Annotated in this window: 24 protein-coding genes; 10 read left to right on the top strand and 14 right to left on the bottom strand. The window is 60.0% G+C overall.

The features are described from left to right. Entirely contained in the window at nt 1–516 is a 516-nt protein-coding gene (locus tag NL112_RS20730) for a redoxin domain-containing protein (protein WP_255152726.1), read from the top strand. A gap of 77 nt (nt 517–593) precedes the next feature. Here NL112_RS20730 and NL112_RS20725 read toward each other — a convergent pair whose 3' ends face one another. The 4 genes from NL112_RS20725 to NL112_RS20715 all read right to left on the bottom strand — a co-directional run bounded on the left by NL112_RS20725 (nt 594) and on the right by NL112_RS20715 (nt 3,033). Then, the gene (locus NL112_RS20725) at nt 594–1,442 is read right to left on the bottom strand and encodes a hypothetical protein (protein WP_255152725.1); all 849 of its coding nucleotides are present in this window, start codon (nt 1,440–1,442) and stop codon (nt 594–596) included. A gap of 185 nt (nt 1,443–1,627) precedes the next feature. Continuing rightward, nucleotides 1,628–1,786, bottom strand: a complete 159-nt coding sequence (locus tag NL112_RS23000) for a DUF7559 family protein (RefSeq protein ID WP_434084206.1) — start codon at nt 1,784–1,786, stop codon at nt 1,628–1,630. A 222-nt stretch (nt 1,787–2,008) separates the two neighbouring features. Further along, the gene (locus NL112_RS20720; protein ID WP_255152724.1) at nt 2,009–2,593 is read right to left on the bottom strand and encodes a histidine kinase; all 585 of its coding nucleotides are present in this window, start codon (nt 2,591–2,593) and stop codon (nt 2,009–2,011) included. 200 nt (nt 2,594–2,793) lie between these two features. Next, a complete protein-coding gene (locus NL112_RS20715) occupies nt 2,794–3,033 on the bottom strand; it encodes a hypothetical protein (RefSeq protein ID WP_255152723.1) in 240 nt (79 codons plus the stop codon). On the opposite strand from NL112_RS20715, the gene NL112_RS20710 reads away from it, so the two are divergent. After that, entirely contained in the window at nt 3,032–3,499 is a 468-nt protein-coding gene (locus NL112_RS20710; RefSeq protein ID WP_255152722.1) for a cupin domain-containing protein, read from the top strand. The genes NL112_RS20715 and NL112_RS20710 overlap by 2 nt on opposite strands. 111 nt (nt 3,500–3,610) lie before the next feature. Here the strand turns inward: NL112_RS20710 and NL112_RS20705 are convergent, their stop codons facing one another. Then, a complete protein-coding gene (locus NL112_RS20705) occupies nt 3,611–4,027 on the bottom strand; it encodes a CoA-binding protein (RefSeq protein ID WP_255152721.1) in 417 nt (138 codons plus the stop codon). Nucleotides 4,028–4,186: 159 nt separating this feature from the next. Here NL112_RS20705 and NL112_RS20700 point away from each other — a divergent pair, with 159 nt between their 5' ends. Then, the gene (locus NL112_RS20700) at nt 4,187–4,516 is read left to right on the top strand and encodes an SDR family NAD(P)-dependent oxidoreductase (protein WP_434084205.1); all 330 of its coding nucleotides are present in this window, start codon (nt 4,187–4,189) and stop codon (nt 4,514–4,516) included. Nucleotides 4,517–4,597: 81 nt separating this feature from the next. Beyond that, nucleotides 4,598–6,532 (top strand): aconitate hydratase, encoded by a 1,935-nt coding sequence (locus NL112_RS20695; RefSeq protein ID WP_255152720.1) that lies wholly within the window; start codon nt 4,598–4,600, stop codon nt 6,530–6,532. A 373-nt stretch (nt 6,533–6,905) separates the two neighbouring features. Here the strand turns inward: NL112_RS20695 and NL112_RS20690 are convergent, their stop codons facing one another. Continuing rightward, nucleotides 6,906–9,491 (bottom strand): heavy metal translocating P-type ATPase, encoded by a 2,586-nt coding sequence (locus NL112_RS20690; RefSeq protein WP_255152719.1) that lies wholly within the window; start codon nt 9,489–9,491, stop codon nt 6,906–6,908. A 107-nt stretch (nt 9,492–9,598) separates the two neighbouring features. Here NL112_RS20690 and NL112_RS20685 point away from each other — a divergent pair, with 107 nt between their 5' ends. Next, nucleotides 9,599–10,144 (top strand): ArsR/SmtB family transcription factor, encoded by a 546-nt coding sequence (locus NL112_RS20685; RefSeq protein ID WP_255152718.1) that lies wholly within the window; start codon nt 9,599–9,601, stop codon nt 10,142–10,144. A gap of 77 nt (nt 10,145–10,221) precedes the next feature. Beyond that, nucleotides 10,222–10,425 (top strand): heavy-metal-associated domain-containing protein, encoded by a 204-nt coding sequence (locus NL112_RS20680; protein ID WP_255152717.1) that lies wholly within the window; start codon nt 10,222–10,224, stop codon nt 10,423–10,425. A 76-nt stretch (nt 10,426–10,501) separates the two neighbouring features. Here NL112_RS20680 and NL112_RS20675 read toward each other — a convergent pair whose 3' ends face one another. Continuing rightward, a complete protein-coding gene (locus NL112_RS20675) occupies nt 10,502–10,795 on the bottom strand; it encodes a PadR family transcriptional regulator (protein ID WP_255152715.1) in 294 nt (97 codons plus the stop codon). A 127-nt stretch (nt 10,796–10,922) separates the two neighbouring features. Between NL112_RS20675 and NL112_RS20670 the strand changes: the two genes are divergently transcribed. Both NL112_RS20670 and NL112_RS20665 read left to right on the top strand, forming a co-directional pair. Further along, a complete protein-coding gene (locus NL112_RS20670) occupies nt 10,923–11,090 on the top strand; it encodes a DUF1931 domain-containing protein (RefSeq protein ID WP_255152713.1) in 168 nt (55 codons plus the stop codon). A gap of 75 nt (nt 11,091–11,165) precedes the next feature. Beyond that, complete coding sequence (locus NL112_RS20665) at nt 11,166–11,726, top strand: TATA-box-binding protein (RefSeq protein ID WP_255152711.1); 561 nt, start codon at nt 11,166–11,168, stop codon at nt 11,724–11,726. A gap of 44 nt (nt 11,727–11,770) precedes the next feature. Here the strand turns inward: NL112_RS20665 and NL112_RS20660 are convergent, their stop codons facing one another. Both NL112_RS20660 and NL112_RS23060 read right to left on the bottom strand, forming a co-directional pair. Continuing rightward, the gene (locus NL112_RS20660; protein ID WP_255152708.1) at nt 11,771–12,346 is read right to left on the bottom strand and encodes a hypothetical protein; all 576 of its coding nucleotides are present in this window, start codon (nt 12,344–12,346) and stop codon (nt 11,771–11,773) included. Nucleotides 12,347–12,383: 37 nt separating this feature from the next. Next, complete coding sequence (locus NL112_RS23060) at nt 12,384–12,638, bottom strand: DUF8129 domain-containing protein (RefSeq protein ID WP_491543653.1); 255 nt, start codon at nt 12,636–12,638, stop codon at nt 12,384–12,386. 324 nt (nt 12,639–12,962) lie between these two features. Between NL112_RS23060 and NL112_RS20650 the strand changes: the two genes are divergently transcribed. Beyond that, the gene (locus NL112_RS20650) at nt 12,963–13,112 is read left to right on the top strand and encodes a hypothetical protein (protein ID WP_255152706.1); all 150 of its coding nucleotides are present in this window, start codon (nt 12,963–12,965) and stop codon (nt 13,110–13,112) included. A 142-nt stretch (nt 13,113–13,254) separates the two neighbouring features. Here NL112_RS20650 and NL112_RS20645 read toward each other — a convergent pair whose 3' ends face one another. The 3 genes from NL112_RS20645 to NL112_RS20635 form a co-directional block, all read right to left on the bottom strand. Then, the gene (locus tag NL112_RS20645) at nt 13,255–14,028 is read right to left on the bottom strand and encodes a hypothetical protein (protein WP_255152705.1); all 774 of its coding nucleotides are present in this window, start codon (nt 14,026–14,028) and stop codon (nt 13,255–13,257) included. An 87-nt stretch (nt 14,029–14,115) separates the two neighbouring features. Then, nucleotides 14,116–15,042 (bottom strand): hypothetical protein, encoded by a 927-nt coding sequence (locus NL112_RS20640; protein WP_255152704.1) that lies wholly within the window; start codon nt 15,040–15,042, stop codon nt 14,116–14,118. A 159-nt stretch (nt 15,043–15,201) separates the two neighbouring features. After that, on the bottom strand, nt 15,202–17,814 hold the full coding sequence (locus NL112_RS20635) for a VWA domain-containing protein (RefSeq protein WP_255152702.1): 2,613 nt from the start codon (nt 17,812–17,814) through the stop codon (nt 15,202–15,204). 121 nt (nt 17,815–17,935) lie between these two features. On the opposite strand from NL112_RS20635, the gene NL112_RS20630 reads away from it, so the two are divergent. Continuing rightward, nucleotides 17,936–18,268, top strand: coding sequence for a hypothetical protein (locus NL112_RS20630; protein WP_255152701.1), 333 nt, complete (start codon nt 17,936–17,938; stop codon nt 18,266–18,268). A 66-nt stretch (nt 18,269–18,334) separates the two neighbouring features. On the opposite strand, the gene NL112_RS20625 is transcribed toward NL112_RS20630, so the two are convergent. Further along, on the bottom strand, nt 18,335–19,945 hold the full coding sequence (locus NL112_RS20625; RefSeq protein ID WP_255152699.1) for an AAA family ATPase: 1,611 nt from the start codon (nt 19,943–19,945) through the stop codon (nt 18,335–18,337). Between the two features lie 148 nt (nt 19,946–20,093). Beyond that, the gene (locus NL112_RS20620; protein ID WP_255152697.1) at nt 20,094–20,627 is read right to left on the bottom strand and encodes a PIN domain-containing protein; all 534 of its coding nucleotides are present in this window, start codon (nt 20,625–20,627) and stop codon (nt 20,094–20,096) included. Nucleotides 20,628–20,632: the final 5 nt, after the last annotated feature.

The following is a 20,632-nucleotide window of genomic DNA, read 5'->3' as shown; positions in this document are numbered from 1 at the left end:
ATGGACCTCGGCTTCGATGTCGTCGAACTCGACGAGTCGGACCACCCCACGGAAGATGAGCAGGCACCCGATTTCGTCCGCCCCTTGGTGAACGACGAGTACTGGGAGGACGTTGCCCTATCGGAGCTCACCGCCGACGGGCCGGTCCTCCTCATATTCTACACGATGGACGGGGACTTCCCGGCGACGTACATCTGGAACGAGCTGCGTGACCGTGCGTGGGACGACGAGTACGACGTCACAATCGTCGGACTCTCGATTTCGACACCGTACGAGCACAAAACGTTCATCGAAGAGCGAGAGATGGACTATCGGCTGTTCAGCGACCCACAGAACGGCGCCGCCGAGGAGTATGGGATCGTCAACGACCTCGACGGGATGACCGGCATCAGTGAGCCACGGCCCGCCGTGTTTCTCCTGAACGAAAACCGGACGATCGAGTACGCCTGGGTTGCACAGGAGTGGCCGGAGTTCCCTGATTACGATGAGATCGAGGACGAACTCGCTGGCCTCTGAGCTGATGGTGGTTCGTTCTGTGGATGGCATCTCCGGTTGTAGAACTGAAAAACGGAGAGCGGTGGTACCGCCGTCGTTCACCTGTTCGCAGGGAATGTGAGCACGTTCCGAATAGCGCCACCGGGAAGCCCGATGACGCCGCGGGCAGCACCTGCACCCCAGTCGTCGTGGGACAAGTCGCAATTGAAAGCCTTAGGACCATCGAGATAAACTAGGATCGGATCAGCAGATTTGAAATCCAACACGATCGGCGCCTCCTGATCGCCCATTTTGATATTATAATTGCCGAAAGCGAGAAGCGATGGCGCATCGATCTCAACCCCTTCCTCCCCGCCGTAGGTGCCATGCAGCGTCATCGGCTCTCTGATCGTGACGTGCCAGCCGCCATCCCGGACTTTCCCGGTTCGCATCTCGTCGCGGTTCGTAGCGTCCTCGTCGTATGGGTTCGGCATTCCTCTACCCGAAACCACGTACGCATGATACCCGACATCTGGATCTTGATAGGCTGGGTTCAACACTGCCTTCCCGTCGTCTGTCGTCTTCGGTTCGAACAGTTCGTCTTCGCCGTCGAACGATTCTAACTCGATGCCAAATCGCTCTTCGTAGAACGTTTCAGCCGTCCGCCGATTTGCCATAATCTCGTCAGTCGTCCGATCCATGATCTCACGTTGGAAGTGTTCGGCTTTCTCAACGCCGTCCCACTCACCTTCGATCTTCGGTTCCGCCAGGTAGACGAGTACGTGGTCGAACCCGCCAAGATCAGGCGTGGCGAGGGTTTTCCGACCGTTATATGCGTTGACTCGCCCCGGGTTTTTCGGGCTTTCATCGTTTCCATCACCGCCTTTCGAAGCACTTGCGGTGCCCAAGCTGGCTGTGGCCGCTACACCGATCGATCCGAGCGCTTTGAGGGTGTTCCGTCGGTTCATAGTTTTTCGAGTCCTCAAACGCGCGTCCGAGGACTGATAGACATTTACACGCAAGGGGCATAGGATTAAGACAACTGATAGGTGACGGAGTCACGAACTGGAAACTTACGAGACAGTCACTAGAGTACTTGCGCCTCACCGCCACATACAAACGTTGGGAACCTTGCTATAATCCCTCCCTCGGTTCAGGGTTCGATTTCCCGTAAGGAGTCTGACTGCCTACAGTAGGGACACTGGAAATCGTCGACTGTGACATCGTCAGGCATATCATACGTGTAGTGGAGTTCGGCCATATCCAGTTCACAATCACCGTTTTCGCACGCAATTTCAAGTGTCGCAGGCATAGTCCCCTGTTACGTGAGCGCTCAAATAAATCAGGGGCTCGCGGCAGTAATCTATTGTTCCGTGCTAACAGTCCACTGCAGGATTACACCTGTACTAACGTAATAGTAACCGGGTTACTAGTTGCTCACCGAAGTCGATCTATCTGAAAAGACGTGTCCAGCTTCGGCTATGGGGTCGTATTGGGTGTTCGATCCGAGGTAGACGTATGAAAACAGTTCCTTCTAATTATCTTCCAATACCGGGAATAGACCACCGAGTACGAGCCCGTAGATCAGATGCCAGAGAAGTAGCGGCGTGGTAACGTTCGGGATTGGAGGGGGCGTGGAGAACCCGGTAACCCCCAACCAGATGGGCATGATGATCCCCGCACCGACCACCGCGAGCATCATCCCGAAGACGATGCCGGCAACGATCGTTTTCCAGTACCACTCAGTAACTCGGTACAGCCCGGGGGCTGACAGCAGGAGGGCGAAAATCATCCCGAATAGTGTTCCGTGCACCAAATGGGCGACCCAGCCGGCAATAAGATTCCCAGATTGTCCGTAGAGACCGGCAATGGCGAGCTGCAACGTCGGTAGGTGCATAACGCTAATGACTGTACCCATTACCACCGTGGCGAGGAAGCCGGCGATCCCACCACCTTTCCACGCCCACGTTGCCTCGAACGGAGTTGCTGTTTCGTCTCCGATACCCTGGTCGTGGTCGTTGTTTACGCTCATAGTTCTGGCTTCGACGAGGAGTTCCGGGTATTCTGTGGCCAGAATAGTAACGGGAAGTGCGTCGTTAGAAAACCACCCTGCAGCCACAACGCGCTACTCCCTCGAGAACGGATGGCTACCCGCAACGGTATTCCTTGCATCGGTGGGAGCGAATGTAGCATGGATGGGCCGGGCTGGCTCGACTACCGGAGATACGACGATCTCCAATATCATCCTAGGACAACCTTCAACTCAGTCGGTTACAGCCCGGTGACCCCTATCAGGAGGGATCACAGTCGGAATTCCGGTCAGGTTTCTGCTACCAGTTCCCCGTGGAATCTTATCTTCTCTGATTGTGCGGTTACAGCCACGTTTGCCCTTACGGGTATCAACACGACCCAATTCGTCGATATCACGAATGGACTGGTCGACAGCTCCTGAATCCATATATTGGCCACCACCGCTCCAACCTTGACCCTAGTGTACTGACCCGATCGTTCTGGACGGCCAGATAGTATTTTGTGCGTCTTGGCCATCGCTTCGGTCATGGATAAGATACGGATTGACGAAATCGACGAACGCGTCGATTCAGCCACTGTCCAGCGGCCGTTGACCGATGCGGTAAACGCCATGAACGTGGCACTGAACTACTACGAACTCGCACCGGGCGATAGCTTCGCATACGGGTATCACATGCATGAAAAGCAGGAAGAAGTGTTTGTCATCCAAGAGGGCCAAGTCACCTTCGAAACCGAAGAGGGGTTCGTGTCTGTTGGACCAGACGAGGTGATACGGTTTGCACCTGGAGAGTATCAGCAAGGGATCAACAAGGGTAATGAACGAGTTATCGCACTCGCTATTGGAGCACCGCAAGAAGCGGGGAAGTCAGAGATTCGTCGTGCATGTGAATCATGCAGGGAACGCACGCCCAATACAATCGAACGGAGCGAGAACGGTACAGTGAAAATCACGCGATGTCTGGAATGTGGAACAGAGACCGCTCGTTTCGAGTGAAGCCTCCGTATCCTCGCCAGGATCACCAGATTAAGTCGGCATCAAGACAGCCACAGCAGATCGCGAAGACTGTCCGCGTCGCGGCTCCATCAATTCGTGGCGGACACTCGATCAGGCAGACGCGATCAGACGCTGATGTTCGGGTTTCATACACCGATTCTGGACGACGCGCAGCCCGGCTGCTTCCGCCCGAGCGACAGCCTCGTCGTCGTGAATACCGAGTTGGAGCCAAATGACCTCAACGTCGTCGCGCGCAAGCGCCTCGTCCACGATTCCTGCGACTTCGGCACTGGGTCGAAAGACGTCCACGATATCGATCTCTTCCTCGACATCGGAGAGTGAATCGTAGGCAGATCGTCCCAAGACAGTATCTGCGTTGGGATTGACCGGGATGATCTCGTACCCCTGTGCCTGGAGATATTTCGGGATTTCATGAGCGTCCTTTCCCGGGGTCGATGAACACCCGACGACAGCGACCGTCTTTTTTCCGAGTATCTCTCGGACTTCAGCATCAGTCTCAACAGGCATACGATTCGTAGGATGCCAAGGACGAAAAGGCCCTCGCCGTATCCAACCAGCGACGGCTCATGCGACAGAGCCCTATTCGATATCACCGCTCATTCACAGGTGCCCTCTGGCTGTTGATGTGCACCATCACCGTTTTAGAACTCACATGGATGTGTTACTGTGGCACGTATCGCAGTAATCGCCGGCGTGGGGCCCGGACTCGGTGAGTCACTTGCCAGAAAATTCGCGTCTGAGGGGTGTCGCGTCGCCCTGTTCGCACGTTCGACGGAGTCCATCGAGGAACTCGCGGTCGACCTACCAGACCCGGGAGAGGGACTCGCTGTTCCAACCGATCTCACCAGCGTTGAGGAAATCCGGGAGAGATTCAAAACCGTCAGAGATGCGTTCGACCCCATCGATGTCCTCGTCAATCACGCCAGCGCGGCGTCGTGGAACGGGCTGATGGATCAGGCTCTCGATGCCGACACTCCTGTGGAGGTGCTGAACTAGACCGTGCGCTAATTCGTAAGAGCATTCTCGTCCTCGCATAGCAGCCCAAGAACAAAGGGGAGTCTCGTCGTATTTCCGACTATGCCTGGGACTGTAACGGAGAAACTCATCGAAGATCACCTAGTTGAAGGGCAGATGGAACCGGGCGAAGAGATCGCGCTGGAGATCGATCAGACGCTGACCCAAGACGCCACCGGCACGATGGTCATGCTCGAACTCGAAGCTATGGAGGTCGAACACCTCGAAAGTGAACTCTCCGCGCAGTACGTGGACCACAACCTGATTCAGGAGGACAACAAGAATCCCGACGATCACCTGTTTTTGAGAAGCGCCTGCGAGAAGTGGGGCATCTGGTTCTCGCCCGCCGGCAACGGCGTTTCGCACCCCGTCCACCAGGAGCGGTTTGGCGTGCCGGGCAAGACATTACTCGGATCGGATTCACACACGCCAGCCGCTGGTGCGATGGGCATGCTGGCGATCGGATCTGGCGGCCTCGACGTGGCGATGGCGATGGCCGGCGAACCCTACCACGTGAATATGCCCGAGGTGTGGGGCGTCGAGTTGCACGGCGAACTCCCAGACTGGTGCAGCGCCAAGGACGTGATCCTCGAGATGCTGCGACGTCACGATGTCGACGGTGGCGTCGGGCGCGTCATCGAGTACTACGGACCTGGCTTGGAAACCCTGACTGCGATGGACCGCCACGTGATCGCGAACATGGGTACCGAATTGGGTGCCACCAGCACCGTGTTCCCCGCCGACGACGCCGTCAAGCGGTTCCTCTCACGGCAACAACGCAGGGAAGCGTTTCAGACGTTGCAGCCCGAGGATGACGCCGAGTACCACGTGACGGAGACGATTCACCTCGATGAGATAGAACCGCTGATCGCCAAACCCTCCAGTCCCGGTAACGTCGTTCCGGTCGCGGACGTACAGGGCGAGGACATCTACCAGGCCTACATAGGATCCAGCGCGAACCCGGGGCTTCGCGACTTCGCGGTTCCGGCGATGATCGTCGATGGACAACGGATTCCATCCGAGATCAGTTTCGATGTGAACCCAACCTCTCGACAGATGCTTGAGAACTTGACGGAGATGGGCTATCTCCGCAAGCTGATCGCGAGCGGTGCCCGCATCCACCAGGCCGGGTGCAACGGGTGCATCGGGATGGGCCAGGCGCCGGCCTCTGGCCAAAACAGCCTGCGAACGGTCCCGCGGAACTTCCCCGGACGTACCGGCACCCGCGAAGACAGCGTGTTCCTGTGCAGCCCTGAGACCGCGGCTGCAAGCGCGCTCACAGGTGAGATCACGGATCCACGAACCCTCGAGGAAACGCACGATATCGAGTACCCAGGCTGGACCGAGCCCGAGGAAATCATCGTGGATGAGACGGCGCTGAGCGCTCCCCCCGAGACCCCCGGTGGCGAGCTGGAAAAGGGCCCCAACGTAAAATCCTTGCCAGATTTCGAACGCGTCCCGGACGCTATCGCCGGTCCCGTGCTGATGAAGGTCGGCGACGACGTGTCGACCGACGAGATCATGCCCGCCGGCTCGGAGGTGCTTCCGTACCGGTCGAACATCCCGAAGATCAGCGAGTGGGTATTCGACCAGGTTGAGCAGGGATTCTACAAGCGAGCCCAGAAGCAGGGAGCGCCGTGGCTAGTCGTCGGCGGGTCGAACTACGGGCAGGGGAGTTCACGCGAGCATGCAGCCCTAGCGCCCTACTATCTAGGGATGCGGGCTGCGCTGGCTGTCAGCTATGCTCGCATTCACTGGCAAAATCTCGTGAACTTCGGTATCGTGCCGCTCGAATTTGTCGACCGAGCCGACTACGAAGCCATCGACCAAGGCGATACCCTCGAACTTCCCGCGATTCGTGAGGAGATACAGAACGGTCACGAGGTCACCGTGCGAAACGCCACGCAGGACACGACGTTCCAGGCCGAGCATAGTTTGAACCCGCGCCAGGTCGAGATCGTCCTGCAGGGCGGATTAATCGAGGATTATAAGGCGTGAGGCTCTATCCAGAGTGGCTGGTTATCAAAGAAGGCAGTGGTTTGCAACCCTGAATCAACGGTTTTTGGTTCGGCATGACAGAAGAGAACATTTCGGAACGAGGGTTAGTGAGGACGACGCCATCACGGTGAGGGGACCCCATGAACACATGGCCAACCATGATCACATGGGGCGGATGCTACTGGTCGATCACGAGACGGTCCTACATAGTATGTCGGTGACGAAGAATTGCCTGGCATCCAGCGGGAGACGGCCTTCTGGAGTTCGGGAACGGGGTTTGCGTCTACATTCATCGCGATGGTGGATCATTTCCTCGACGGGGCCCCCGATCGGCATTAGGAAGACCACCATTTCGATCCAGCGCTAGCAGCTACTAGGGCGTCGGTGTTGGCTCGATTTTATCGACAGCATAGCCGAGGTCGCTGATCGTTTGCCGGAGCGTTTCGGTGCTGATCTGGTGGGGGTTAAACGTGATCTCGACGTGTTGCTCGTCGGCGTCGGCACGGACTTCTCGGACGCCATCGCGTTCGTCCAGCGCGTCCGTGACTCGGTCTTCACAGCCGCCACAGTGCAGGTCGACGTCGAACACCACCGTCTCGCGGGCCGGCTTCTCGCCATCGGCAGCTTCGTTCTCGGACTCCATCGCTGTCTCCTCGGCCGTCTCGGCTTCCGTCGGCTCCTCACCGCCCACGCCGTCGACCGAGAAGTCGGTCTTGATGCCCTCTCCGGAGAGCAGTTGGCCGGCGAAACTGTTGGCCAATACCGCCGACACCGAGGCGACCATCGCGAGCATCGCAAACACGGGATGAACCAGCCCCGTCGTCGCGGCCGCGACACCGATCCCGTTGAAGCTGAACGCTCCAAGCAGGTTCTGACGGGTCTTCTTGTAGCTCGTCTGAGCGATCTCGTAGGCGTCCATCACTCCACCGAGGCGGTCGCCCATCAGGACGATGTCCGCACTCTCGATGGCAATGTCCGTCCCCGCACCGATGGCGATGCCGATGTCGGCCTGCGTCAGTGCAGGTGCATCGTTGATCCCATCTCCGACCATCGCCACGCGCTCGCCTTCCTCTTCCTGGAGACGGCGGATTTCATCCCGCTTGTCGTCAGGAAGTACCTCAGCCATCACCCGGTCGATTCCGACCTCGTCAGCCACCGCCTGGGCGGTGCGTTCGTTGTCGCCCGTGATCATCACCGGCGCTATCCCTGCATCTTTGATCCGCTGAATGGTGTCCTCAGCATCGGCCTTGACCTCATCGCCGATCCCGACTAGCCCGACGAGTTCGCCATCGACAACGACGCCGATCGTCGTCAGCCCGCGACGTTGGAGGTCCTCGATCGCGTCCTCGCCGGCACCCAGATCGACGCCCTCCTCGTCGAGCCAGCCAGGTTTCCCGACGAGCACCTCGTTGCCATCAACAGTTGCCGTAACACCCTTGCCCGTGACCGAGTCGAACGTCTCTGGATCGGGGAAGCTGACGTTTTGCTTGTCAGCATAGTCGAGGATAGCGTCGGCAAGCGGGTGCTCCGAGAACGCCTCCGCACTCGCCGCCATCCGGAGGATCTCGACCTCGGCGTGTGCATCGATTCCGACGACGGTGTCGACGGCAGGTTCGCCCTCGGTGATCGTCCCCGTCTTGTCGAGGACGATCGTGTCGACGTCACCGTACACCTGGAAGGCGTCCCCAGAACGCATCAGGATCCCATGTCGAGCAGCTTCACCCCCACCACGGATGAGTGCAAGCGGCGTCGCCATCCCGAGCGCACACGGGTACCCGAGCACGAGCGCAGAGATGGCAGCGAACACGGCGGTTTCGACTTGCGGGCCGCTCCCGAGAACGGTCCCCGGGAACACAGCCGGGACCACTAGCCAGAAGCCGAACGCGGCAGCCGCAATCGAGAGCACGCCCGGCACGAAGTATTTCAGGACGCGGTCGGCGAGCTGGACGATCCCGGGCTTCATCGCACGGGCCTCCTCGATCTGCTGGGCGACCTGATTGAGGAACGCGTCCTCGCCGGTCGCGGTCACCTCGATCAGCAGCGTGCCAGTCTCGTTGACGCTGCCGCCGATCACCTCGTCGCCGGGCTGCTTGTCGATCGGCGTGGACTCGCCGGTCGCGACGGATTCGTCGACCGCGCTCTCACCGTCGATGACTTCGCCATCGATCGGCAGGTTTTCGCCGGGCTTGACACGGACGTGGTCACCCACCTCGAGGTCGTCGACATCGACCTCCTCGACGTCACCGTCCTCGGTGACGCGGCGGGCGGTGTCGGGCTGGAGATCCATGAGGTCGTTGACCGCCCGCGAAGCGCGCGTCCGGACGATGAGGCTCGTGTATTCGGAGAGGATGTGGTAGGTGGTGATGAACGTCGCGACGATGAAAAAGTGCACAACGGGAAAGCCCGATCCGGTAAAGACGAACCAGCCGAGGAAGCCACCTGCGAGGCCAGCAAATGCACCCGCCTCCAGGAGGACGTGTTGGTTGAAGATGCCCCGTCGTAGACTGTTGTAGGCCTTCTTTTTGATGTAGATGCCTGGCCCGAACATCGTGACGAGCGCAAGTGCGAGTGACCCGTACCACATCCACTGCTGGTCGGTCTCGGCGAAGATGTTCCAGCCGTTGCGCGCGACCATAATCCCCATCAGTACCAGGGAGAGGATGGATGCGATTCCGCTGATGAGGAGTCGTCGCCTGCCGTCCTCGAGTTCTTCCTGCTGTTGTGCGAAGCGTTTCTCCTTATCGGGGTCCCGGATCGTGTACCCGAGGTCGCGTAGCGTGTCCCGCAGGTCGACATCGGAGACGACATCGTCGTCGTACTGGATCAGCACCTCTTCGTGCGCGATGCTGACGTTGGCGTCTTCGACCCCATCAGTGCGTTCTAACGCCTTGTTGATCGTCTCGGCGCAGAACGAGCAGCTCATCCCGCCGACGTTGTACTGGACCTGCGTGGCTGCCATGTGCACGAATCTATGGTCGGGACATCCTTAACCATTATGACGAAGTTTGTACCGGTTTAATCCAATTCTCGCTAGTCTTATGGGGATAGACCAACTACCCCTTCGTAATGAGTCTCCTCAAGGAAGACGTTCCCGTCCGGAACGTCATTACGACCGACCCAGAGAAGGCCAAAGCACTGGAACAGGACGTGCGGGCGAAAATTCTGGACATGCTCGCCGATGAGGAACTGACGATCAAGGAGATTCACACGGAACTCGACCGGCGGGGCGACCAGAAAGCGGAGACAACCGTCCGCCACCACGTCAACGTGCTCAGAGATGCGGGGATGGTCGAGATCGCTCGGCTCGAAGAAGCCGGTGGCGGCACGCGGAAGTACTACAAATCGAACACCCGCGTGTTCTCCTATGAACTTCCAGACGATGCCGAAGACCGTCTTGAGGAGGCGAGCGTCCAACTCCGCGACGACCTCCACGCTGTCATCGCCGACCTCCTTGCAGAGCACGGCGACGAGATCGAAGCGGTTGCCCGCGAGATGAAACCCTGTGAGTACTGCAAGACCCAGCACTACGAGGAGTTCATTATCCGGGAGTTACTCAACCGAACGGTCACTGACCTGAGCGAGGACGGTGATCTCGACGCACTTCTCGACTGACCAGAACTATTGAGATTGTACTGGTACAATATTCCCCGTAAGACATACCACTCAGCCACTCCAATCTCATCGTGAGTATGGAGCAATACGAGCTCACGGTCGAGGGAATGTCCTGCACGGGCTGTGAAGAGACAGTCTCGAACGCGGTCCGCCAGGTTGAGGGAGTCCACCGCGTCGACGCTGATCACGAAACTGGTGAGGTAGCGATCACCGCCGATGAAGGGACTGAATCCGACGTCAGACAGGCGATTCACGACGCCGGCTACGATCTCCCAGCCTGATAGAGTCGGAAGCGACGTTCACCACAGAATGAGCAAGAGGTTCGTTCGATGACCCGGACCGCCTGCCGGAGAGTATCTACGCGGGTGCAGATTCGGCGGGCTCGACGTACTGGTGTTCCCACTCACGACGAGCCTCGATTTCACGGCGGCCGCGACGAGTGAGCGTGTAGACGTTCGTCCGCCGGTCTTTCTCGCCCTTCTCGACGAGTCCTTTCTCGACGAGCGTGTCGAGATTCGGGTAGAGTCGGCCGTGATGGATCTCTTTCTCGTAGTAGTCCTCGAGCTCCTCCTTGATGGCGAGGCCGTGGGGCTCGTCGAGTCCAGCGATTACGTACAGGAGGTCGCGCTGGAAGCCGGTCAGGTCAGGCATCGTCCTGCGTACTGATACGTATCGCTGGGCCATACGTCTGTTGCCCCTCAGAGGGCATTAACACCCCACAGACGCCGAATCAGATACCTGTATGTTTATACAGAGGACGGGAGAACAGCCGCTGCGTATGGCAGACCTGATCGTCAAATCGGCCGTGAAAGAAGCGCTCAACGACCACAACGTCTCGGCGGATTTCTACGAGGCGCTTGACGACGAAGTCACAGAGGTACTCGAAGATGCAGCCCGTCGAGCCGAGACGAACGACCGGAAAACTGTCCAGCCTCGCGATCTCTAGGTCGCTCGGAACGTACCATCCCACCGCTCGAATTCACTCCCTGTTTTAAGAGGATCGTGACTGGAAGGTACACCTATGAGTGTCACAACGGAGTCAATTCAAGTCGAGAACGTGGTTGCATCGTCCGATATCGGTCAAGAACTCGATCTCGAAACGCTGTCTGAGGACTTAGGAGCCACGGACTACGATCCCGATAACTTCCCTGGCCTCGTGTATCGGATGCACGACCCAAAGGCTGCAGCCCTCATCTTCCGCTCGGGGAAAGTCGTCTGTACGGGCGCAAAAAGCGTCGACGACGTGACGACCGCGCTGGAATACGTCTTCGACGAGCTCCGTGAATTGGGCGTCGATGTCGCTGCCTCACCAGAGATTGAAATTCAGAACATTGTATCGAGTGGGGACCTCGACCACACACTCAATTTGAATGCGATCGCTATCGGTATAGGACTTGAGAACATCGAATACGAACCCGAACAGTTTCCGGGGCTCGTCTATCGGCTTGACGATCCGGACGTCGTCGCACTTCTCTTCGGTAGTGGCAAGCTCGTCATCACTGGCGGGAAGCAACTTGACGATGCACAACGGGCACTGGAGGTGATTGAGGACCAACTCGATGAACTCGGACTGTTGGCTTAGTTGGGGTCCTAAGACGATTGTCTGCGAGTTTCAACCGGGAATACTCACGCAGGTTCTCCGGTCGGTTCACGGTCCTCCTCTGCAAGCAGCTTCTCACGGGCGGAATTAATGTTCGATCGGACGGCATCTTCGGTCACACCCCGGATATCGGCCCACTGAGCAACGGTGTAGCGCCCGGCCTCCTCGACAACGGTCCAGTCGACGGCTTCGTGGAGCGAGAGGTCACCGGCGATGAGTTCGGCAATCCGTTCGAGGAACTCCTGTTCTTCCCAGGCGAGCACGACATCCTCGAACTGGTGGCTCTCGCGGTCGTAGGAGGCGAACATCTGGACGGCGCCATCCTGCTCTAGGTCGGCTCGAACGTGCGCTGGGAGTGACTCCAATGCGGGGTGCGGCAGTGGGTATGCCGGGACATCGTGTAGCGAGGCCACGTCGAACGGGGTTAAGCCGCGGTGTGAAACGTCGCCGAATTTCATCAGGTAGCCAGTCTCCGAGGCGAGCTGCGTTCGGCCTTCGAGCAGGTGCTCGGTGAGCTCGGGGTAGTCGTCGCGATCGACTGAGCCGGTCTTGAAGATCGTCACGAAGTCACGGCCGCCGCTACTGGGGGGATGCGTTGCCATCGGTCGTTATCCTCCGTTGTATAACTCAGATTCGTCTTCACGGATTATGAGTCTGCCTCTGGGGTGTAGAGCCCTCAGCGTCTGTTTCACGGAGCGTTGCGGCGCGGTCGGCGAGCATCCGGAGGACCCAGCGCCGGCGTTGATGCTGGTTTTCGTAGCCGACGTACTCCCGGACCGTCTCGACGTCGTGCATACAGGCAACCCCGCCCCGGATGAGCCGTCGGTTGTCCGTCTCAAGGAGCGTCGCAGGGGGGAGCGCCTCCAGAACCGACTGGGATGGACGTTCGGACATGGGGGGCTACTGGCCCGGTTCGGACCGGCGGTTACCCCACAAATGAGATTCAAATACCGTTGGTGGGGTAACTCGGCCGACTGGAGCCATCGTGGACTGGAATCCCATCGACACTCACTCCTGGGCAGTATCCGATCGACGGTTGGACCGATCACCGAACAGCGGTACCATCGACGCGTCGCGACCGTCGAGTGTCCGCTGGCCTGGGTTCGGCGAGGCGAACAACGGCTCCTGCTCACTAGCGTCCACACTGCTGTCGCTCGTTTGCGGCCGGTCGTCGACGAAGCTCTCGCTCGTGGGGATATTGAGTCGGGTCGACCGCTGATGGCCGACCTCGATGCCGTGATCGGTGAGCGTAGTCTCGACCGCACCCGTCTCGACCTCCAGTCCCTCAGTCCCGAAGACTGCCTGGCGGTGGATAGAGAGATCGAGTCGTGGATGCTCGTCTGTCGGTTCGTGATCGGACGGTCGTGAATCGTCGGTTGGCATGAGGTGGTGAGGGAACTGGCGTTGCAGAACCGCCAGCTTCCCCGCTCCATTCGAGATGATAAATTTCGCACGACTGCGGCGTCGTTGCTGAATCTCTCTCCCATCTCGACCATCCTTTCGGTCACACTCACAGTTTCGTCCTCGCGTACGCTCCTCCCCGGGGACCGTCACCCTTGATGTACTGTCCCTCGAGGTGAACCTCCAGCGCGTCCGGCCGTCCACCTATGAAGCGCCCGGTCACGGTGAAGGGGGTGACCCACGGCCCTCGCCCTTCGTCGTTGTCGCTGGTTCGACACGCGTCGTTGGGAGTGGCTTCGACGTACACCTCGGCCGTTCGGTCGTCGACGAGGACGTGGGCGAGCGCGAATCCATCACAGTCCCACTCGAGGTGGCCTCGCCCGTGGACGGTGAATCGGTCGCCGGCGACGGTAATCGAGAGTTCGTCGGGCTCTGTCCCGAGGAAATCCCGAGTCCGGTCCGTGCCAAGAGTGAGAGTCACGTCAGCCAATCCCAGCCCGTCAGCAGGATCGTCGACCCAGGGATGCTCGTTGGTCGGGGGGCTATCGACGGGACCATCGATAACCTTGCCGCTGCGTTCTGACGGCTCTCGGCTGGTCTCATCCTGCTCCCCATCACCGGGGGTCGCCGCCGGGTCTGCCGTGTCGGTCGTACGTCCCGAACTCGGGCCACCGGGACCGCTCCCCTCTCCGTCACCGGCGCTAACAGCCGGGACACCGCTCTCCGGTTCTGGCTGACCGAGGATACTTGCACAGCCCGCCAGCGATACCAGTGTGGCTGAGGAGACTGCCGCGAGAACGTCTCGCCGCCGCCACCTGCGTCGCTGGAATCGACTCAGATGCTGGTGCGGGTGATGTGTGCGGTGCCGACGACGCGAGGACATATCTCGTCTACTTCCTCCTCAGCGGCCATCCACTAAGAAATTTCAGAGGGTGCGCGAAACGCAACTGTGCGTTGGCCCGACCGCCGGTTAGGGCCATTCATCGCTCGGGAGCCCAGGAGTATGGACGCTCGCCATGGCAGGACTGACGAACCGGCGGGCACGATACGGGACATCCAGTCCGTCTGTCACGGGTAGAAAGAGCGACTCTCGGGCACCGAGGACGATCGCTGCGAGCAGCTCGTGTTTGCAGAGTACTCGCCACGGTGCGTCGGCCTTGAACGGGCATGTACAGACCAGCCCGTCAGACCACGGAACTAATGGATACCGGCTCCCACTCGCATACTCGCCCACGAGAAGCGGGGCGGGCAAGTCGAGTCCGTACTCACTTGGAAGCGCTCCCGCTTCGCTCTGGCCGCAGGAAAGATTCCGTTCACGAACGACATACTGCGGGGGAAGGCTCCGCTCTCGGGCGAATGCTTCGGGATCGGAATCAGAACCGAGGACGACCGCTCCAACGAAGCCGTTGTGTTCGAGGAGTGTCTGACCATCGGCCGTCTCGGCGGGACCGTCGTCGATTAACGAGCCGTACGAGGAGCGTTTTAGGACCGAACGGAGGTTGAGCTTGGGAATCAGCGTCCGGTACCACGTCTCTCGACGGTCGCGCTCCGACCGGACGGCGGCTTCCGGAGCATCCGCTGAGCGACACTGCCGAAGGCGATGGGCGAGGAATGCTGGGGCATCTGAAAGCGCGTCTTCGTCGTCATAGACCTCGTAGTACGGTGCTTCCTCAATGAGACGGTGCTGGCAAGTTCCCTCTGCGTACTGGACCCCAAGCGGTTTCGCTCGGCCTGCCCGGTGCCAGAGATCGGAGTCGATTGCATCGCGCTCTCGGGAAGTGGAGTTCGTCAGGAGTTGATCGTACCGAATCAGCCCGCCGGCCATGAAATCGAGGCGAATGCGATGTTCGACCGGCTCGATGGCCGGCGGGTCGGTTTCGACATCGTAGTCGTGCACGGCATCTATATCTGCTATCGCTCCCGGAGGGAGCTTCAGTGGCGGTAGCGTCGACGAAGAGGCGTGAATGTGTCTTCGAGGCATGGGAATCTCGGGGCGGGTCTGAATCGATCGCACCCCATTCGGGTGGATAAAGCAGGGCGAACACCGCCTATATTCTCAGAAGCCGATGAGGAGGCTGGCGAACTGATCGAGCCGGTCATCCAGTCGCTCCCCGTCGTACACCGTGGCCTCGCGCTCATAATATGCGGCGAGTTCCGAGGCGTCAGTAGAGAGACGTCCCGGCTGGGTATCGGTGGCGATAGTAAGCGAACAGACGGGTCCGTGGGACGCCCGAATCTGGTCAATGACGTCGTCGACACTACTCGGCTCGCCGTCGGTCACGGCGACGATGAGGGGCTCGTCGCGGTGATCCTCAACGAGTTGGCGTGCAAGTTCGAGAGCGTCCGCCAGCGGCGTTCCCCCACCACAGTCCGTGTCGAGTAGCGCCGCCTGGACGTGGCGAGTCTCGACAGAGAAGGGCTTCGCGAGTCGAGCATGACCGTCGACGAAATCGACGATCGCCACCTCGATCCCGAGCCCCTCTGCGGCGACGGCGAACCGCGCCAGCGCCTTCGTCGCGACCTCGATCTTCGGGGGCTCGCCGTTTCGCATCGAGCCCGAGCGGTCGAGGACCAACACCAGTGCGTAGCGTTTCTCGCGGCCCGGCGTGTCGACCTTGCAGACGCGTGGGTCGCCGATCAGAAGCCGGTGGCCCGCAGTAGTGTCGTATCCACCGGCGGTCAATCCTCGCCGGATACCACGCTGACGGTCAAGACGGAGCTGTTTTTCGAGCGTGCCAGCAATCCGGGCAGCGCCCTCTTCGATGTTGGCCCACATCCCCAGTGGTGCAGGGTCATCAGCGATAGGGACGAACTCCAGTTCGTCGAGCTGACCCGGTCCCCCAGAAGTCCCGCCGGCCACCTGATCGTCGTCTGAACCACTCCGGTCAAGCCGGTGAGCGAGATCATCCAGCTCACGCTCTAGCGCGTCGGTGTCGATGCCCTCCCGATCTGCCTCGTCGTGAGCCGCAGTCCGGTCTGCGGTGAGTGCTTCCTCGTAGGTGTCCGTCTCGTCCACGGGATCTCGATCGAGCACCTCAGCGTGTGCCGGCTCGGGATCGGCTGCGGATTCCGATCCGACCCCAGCGGAGGTACTCGTGGTTGGAGACGTGCCTTCGGATTGCTCATGGTCGGAGTCGCGGTCCTCGTGAGAGTCAGTCGTTTCTCCAGCTGAGCAGTCGTTACGAGGAGCGCCGCTGGCGTCGAAGTCCCCGATGGTCGACTGTTGTGCGGTATCAGAGCCGCCATCCATCTCGTCGCCACTGGAGGCACGTTCACCGTACGAGGACTCGGGTTCTGTGTCCGAGCACTCGATGGAGCGAGCGAGTGCCCGCGCTCTGGAGTCGAGGGGATTCGAGGTCGGCGACGGCTGGTCTCCATCGCTGCCTACCGATGGCGATGAACCGTCGGAGTCTGATCCGGGGGTATCGGCAGTGTGGGGATTCGGATCGTCAAGGCCGGGTGTCTCGTCGAGATCCCCAGCAAGCCGATCCGGCGTGATTGCGGGCTGGTCGAGGACGTCCTGGAACGGATCGTCCGTTGCGCTCCGTTCGACCTGCGGGCGCTCGTTGCCCTTTACGTCAGCCCCCTCGTCGCTCGATGGGTCAGTTTCAGTCTCAGGACCAGCTGCTTCCGAGCCGTCCGAGTCCGGCGACGAGACGGAGTCCGCAGCGGTCTCTTGTTCATCGCCCTCCGTTGGCGACTCGGCGGATGCTTCGGAATGGTTCTCGAGGAGCGGGAGGATCGCCGACTGCCAGGTCTCTACAACGAGCCGAGCTCGCCGTACAGATGCGGTCTTGTCGTGGCTGTGGGTGATGTCGTCGCGCTCGGCGCTCCGGATCACGAGGGCATCCCGCGCTAACCGCTGGAGTGCCTCCTGAACAGCATCGAAGCCTGTGGCATCCGCCTCCGACGCGAAGACGATCCGCTCGTCGTCCTCATCGAGGAGTACCTCCGTGATGCCCGTCGGATAGATCGCCCATTCGTAGAGAGCGCTCGTCACGGCGTCCCAGAAGGAGAACCGAACCTGCTCTCCGTCGGGAACGTCATCGGGAACTTGCGAATGGATCCGGCGGGTGAGTTCGAGGCGAATCTCGGCGTTGTTGCTGAAATTCGCCCCCTCGATCGCCTCCTGTTCGATGGCCCCATCCTCGATGATGTTGACGAGATCGTGGACCTGTCGGCGATGGTCAGGATCGATCTCGGTTTCGAGGAGTTCTGCGATGGGGCCGATAGCCGTCTTGAGGATATGGAGCAGTTCGTGAAAGGCGAGCCCGAACTGGTGGGCGTGATCGGCGGTCAGTTGATCGTTCACCGGAATTTGGTCCAACGGCGCCGGTTGGGTCGTCACGAGGACGAGGAACTCGGCGTCAACGTTCTCGAGAAGTTGTTCGGCCTGCTGCCGCTCGAATTCAGTTGCGTCGCTGGCCACGAGCGCATCGAGACTGGCAGGAAGGACCGCAGCGGTTTCGACAGCCGGCGTGAGAACGACTTCGACATCGATTCCCGGTGGCAGATGACCACGAACGAATGCACGAAGCCGCTCTGTTCGTCCAGATGACGTCCGCACTTGAGCAGTTACGTCAGGGACGAATCTCTGTGCTGTAGACCCGGTGGACGAAGTGATATTGAACATGGTGATACACGAGAAGCGCGTAGCCTCCTCGTTCATTTACGGGAGATAAACTCATCTATAGAGCGTTACCCCACGGGCGGGTCGAGTCTAACTCGTGGGGTAACTCTACAGAGCGCTTAACACTACAACAAACCGAACACGAACACAGGTGGTGTAGATGGACTACGTAAAGGGAGAAGACGTCACCAATAACGAGCATCTCGCAGAGGCCATTGATATGACCAGAGAGGGCAGTGCTCCAGCCGATGGAACAACCGGCTATGATGAACCGGGAAGCGCCGGTCCTGATTTCACACTTCGCGATTCATGCTTTCACGTCGCTATTGAGGAGCTCGAAAAGATCAGTACAGCCCCAGGGGATAGTCAAGAAGAGATAGATCGGGTGTTGCGCATGCTTCGAGAAGCGAGGAACGCCGATGATCGCCGCCGCGCTCAAGTCATGGCTGAGGCTCATGAAATTCTACAGAACGTGTGGGTTCCTCCTGAGTAGCGCTCCGGTATTCCGTTCAAGGCTGACTATAGACGACGACCGAGATGGCTCAGTTTTCGGAAACAATCACAGATAGTCGTTCAGCGTTTCGTAGGTGTCCTCTGGATACTGATTCGGCTCGGCGACTGCCCACACCTCGTTCTTGACCGCCGCTTTCGGGGAGGCGCCGTCCTCGATGTGCTCACAGAGGATCGTCAGATTTCGCGTCGAGAGCGTCGGCCAGTTCTCGTTCTGCCGGGTCTGGTGGGCGAACTGGACAATCTTCCGGAGCGTCACCCCGTCCACGACCTCGTGACTGGTGTTCACCTGTGCATCCAGCGTCGTGACCTCCTCGTCGACGTCCTGGATGTAGGGCTGTTCGAGTGCCCGGAACCGACCACGAGTGGCCGAGTTCATCGGCTCGGAATCCCGGTACTCACGGGTCGGCGGATTCATCGTGATCACGATTCGCGCCGACGGATGGGGTTCGACCAGCTCGCCGTGTGCTTTCACGAGGAGTTTGCCCTCGTTGAGCAGGCGATGCAGAGACATCGCGGCGCCGGCACGCATCACGGGGAATTCGTTGAGCACCAGCACCGACCCATTCAGTAGTGCTTGCTTTGCCGGCCCGTTCCGGGGCGTGATCAGCCCGTCCTCAGTGGGCGTGAGCGGTCCGAAGAGATCCTCCGTATGGGTCGCCTCGTCACAGTCCACCGAGACGTAACCGCGGTTCGTCCGGTGACACAGGTACTTGACGAGGTAGTTCTTCCCGGAGCCGCGTGGGCCAACCAGTCGGACCGGAACTAACCCACGGGCCAGTTTCTTCGCGAGCAGTTCGTCCAGTGGGAGCTGGAGACGCGGCTCCGTCGGAATCGCCGGCGGAACCACTTCCCCCGACGCATCGACCGGCAGGGCATCGTCACCCGCCTCGGGATGCGTCGCGGCCTTCGGGACATCGGGATGGTCAGGATCGTCGAGGACGTGTAGACCTGTCGGCACCGGGTCCTGTTCGTTCCGGCCGATATCGGAGACGTACTGGGCCTCGACAGCGTCCGGCTCGAGCCCCTCGGATCGATAGCGGGGTTCGCCGACGGGCTCGGTGGCCGCGGTGATATCGACCACCTGGGCGGTCCCGAGACCCGTCGTCTCATCCACGCGTCGACCGTATCGGACATCGGCACTCCGGGCGAGCCACACGCCAACGGGGACATGTCGGGGTGCTGCCTGGATGATCGCCTCCGCACGACTCTCGGTTAGCGTCCCGGTTACTCCGGCGAGATCACCGATGTCGGCGTCCGCGAGATCGGTGAACGTCGCGTAGCCGGCGTCACGGAGTGCGGCCGCAATGCTCTCGGTGACGACCTCAAGGGATTGAAAATCGGCAGTCTCAGTATCGCCAGCAGGGCCGCCGAAGGCCTCCGTGATCACGGCCGGCTCCTCCCCCTGGGGCGAGACCCCGACGATGGTCGTACTTCCACCGGTCCCCCGGTCGAGAGTGAAAACCCCCTCGGCAGCACCAGCATCGATGAGGTCTGCGGCCTCCTGATCGCCGATATCGACGTAGTCGCTGACCCGGAGGGTCACGCGTTCGAGCGGGACACTCCCTCCCTCGCGCTTGAGCAGACGATGGACGAGGTGTGAGAGGACGACGAGCGGTTCGGGCCGGTCGACAGCTGAATCTGACTCGGATGAGGACATGGGTAGGGGACAGAATCCACGCGGGAATCCCGCCACCCAATTGTGGGTCGGTAAATTCGGCGGTCAGGATGCGTCGTGGAGATCGTCGAGCCAGCGCTGGATGCAATGGTCGTTTGGTTATACGTCTCCAACAATTCGAACGGAGCGATTACCCTTGGAACTGATACCGATTTTCGACCGCCTCGACGAAATCGAACGCCCGGACCAACTGGACGCGATCCTCGTAGCCATGCTCGGTCAACGCCCGCTCGATTCCGCGAAAGGCGGGTAGATCATGCGTGTAGACGGCGACCGAGTCAGCGTCACCACGTTCGAGAAGCATCGCCGTCGCACCACCGACTTCGGCATCGGCCTGTTCGATGTCGTGTTCGGGGCGGTCGTCAGCGGCAGCAATGTATCGACGAACCATATCCATCGTCGCCGAGACCACGGGGTTCGTGTAGTCGACGTCCTCGAGGACCTCAACCCACCCAGCCTCACTCGCGTCATCGACCGGCGGCGTTCCATACGGATAGTTCGCTGGCGTCAGTTCCTCGTATACCCGTGGTGGCAGGAGGAGAACGACATCGTGGGCTCGGACGGCTCGTTCGAGCAGGTCGACAGTGTCGTGTCGCTCGAAGGCGACGAACAGATTCGTATCGATGACGTGTGCCTCCACGTCCGGAAAGAGCGAGTCCGACACGTCGA

Source organism: Halorarius halobius (genome assembly GCF_024298865.1).
GTDB classification, from domain to species: domain Archaea; phylum Halobacteriota; class Halobacteria; order Halobacteriales; family Haloarculaceae; genus Halorarius; species Halorarius halobius.
The sequence above is the reverse complement of the archived record's forward strand: the minus strand, read 5'-3'. Positions and strand labels throughout refer to the sequence as shown.

Bases quoted from the DNA above. Each gene is read 5' to 3' on its own strand.
- NL112_RS20715 (WP_255152723.1), bottom strand. From the start codon at position 3,033: ATGACCGAAGCGATGGCCAAGACGCACAAAATACTATCTGGCCGTCCA.
- NL112_RS20695 (WP_255152720.1), top strand. From the start codon at position 4,598: ATGCCTGGGACTGTAACGGAGAAACTCATCGAAGATCACCTAGTTGAA.
- NL112_RS20705 (WP_255152721.1), bottom strand. From the start codon at position 4,027: ATGCCTGTTGAGACTGATGCTGAAGTCCGAGAGATACTCGGAAAAAAG.
- NL112_RS20670 (WP_255152713.1), top strand. From the start codon at position 10,923: ATGGCAGACCTGATCGTCAAATCGGCCGTGAAAGAAGCGCTCAACGAC.
- NL112_RS20645 (WP_255152705.1), bottom strand. From the start codon at position 14,028: ATGTCCTCGCGTCGTCGGCACCGCACACATCACCCGCACCAGCATCTG.
- NL112_RS20710 (WP_255152722.1), top strand. From the start codon at position 3,032: ATGGATAAGATACGGATTGACGAAATCGACGAACGCGTCGATTCAGCC.
- NL112_RS20675 (WP_255152715.1), bottom strand. From the start codon at position 10,795: ATGCCTGACCTGACCGGCTTCCAGCGCGACCTCCTGTACGTAATCGCT.
- NL112_RS20725 (WP_255152725.1), bottom strand. From the start codon at position 1,442: ATGAACCGACGGAACACCCTCAAAGCGCTCGGATCGATCGGTGTAGCG.
- NL112_RS20635 (WP_255152702.1), bottom strand. From the start codon at position 17,814: ATGAACGAGGAGGCTACGCGCTTCTCGTGTATCACCATGTTCAATATC.
- NL112_RS20650 (WP_255152706.1), top strand. From the start codon at position 12,963: ATGGCCGACCTCGATGCCGTGATCGGTGAGCGTAGTCTCGACCGCACC.
- NL112_RS20690 (WP_255152719.1), bottom strand. From the start codon at position 9,491: ATGGCAGCCACGCAGGTCCAGTACAACGTCGGCGGGATGAGCTGCTCG.
- NL112_RS23000 (WP_434084206.1), bottom strand. From the start codon at position 1,786: ATGCCTGCGACACTTGAAATTGCGTGCGAAAACGGTGATTGTGAACTG.
- NL112_RS20685 (WP_255152718.1), top strand. From the start codon at position 9,599: ATGAGTCTCCTCAAGGAAGACGTTCCCGTCCGGAACGTCATTACGACC.
- NL112_RS20680 (WP_255152717.1), top strand. From the start codon at position 10,222: ATGGAGCAATACGAGCTCACGGTCGAGGGAATGTCCTGCACGGGCTGT.
- NL112_RS20730 (WP_255152726.1), top strand. From the start codon at position 1: ATGGACCTCGGCTTCGATGTCGTCGAACTCGACGAGTCGGACCACCCC.
- NL112_RS20660 (WP_255152708.1), bottom strand. From the start codon at position 12,346: ATGGCAACGCATCCCCCCAGTAGCGGCGGCCGTGACTTCGTGACGATC.
- NL112_RS23060 (WP_491543653.1), bottom strand. From the start codon at position 12,638: ATGTCCGAACGTCCATCCCAGTCGGTTCTGGAGGCGCTCCCCCCTGCG.
- NL112_RS20665 (WP_255152711.1), top strand. From the start codon at position 11,166: ATGAGTGTCACAACGGAGTCAATTCAAGTCGAGAACGTGGTTGCATCG.
- NL112_RS20625 (WP_255152699.1), bottom strand. From the start codon at position 19,945: ATGTCCTCATCCGAGTCAGATTCAGCTGTCGACCGGCCCGAACCGCTC.
- NL112_RS20630 (WP_255152701.1), top strand. From the start codon at position 17,936: ATGGACTACGTAAAGGGAGAAGACGTCACCAATAACGAGCATCTCGCA.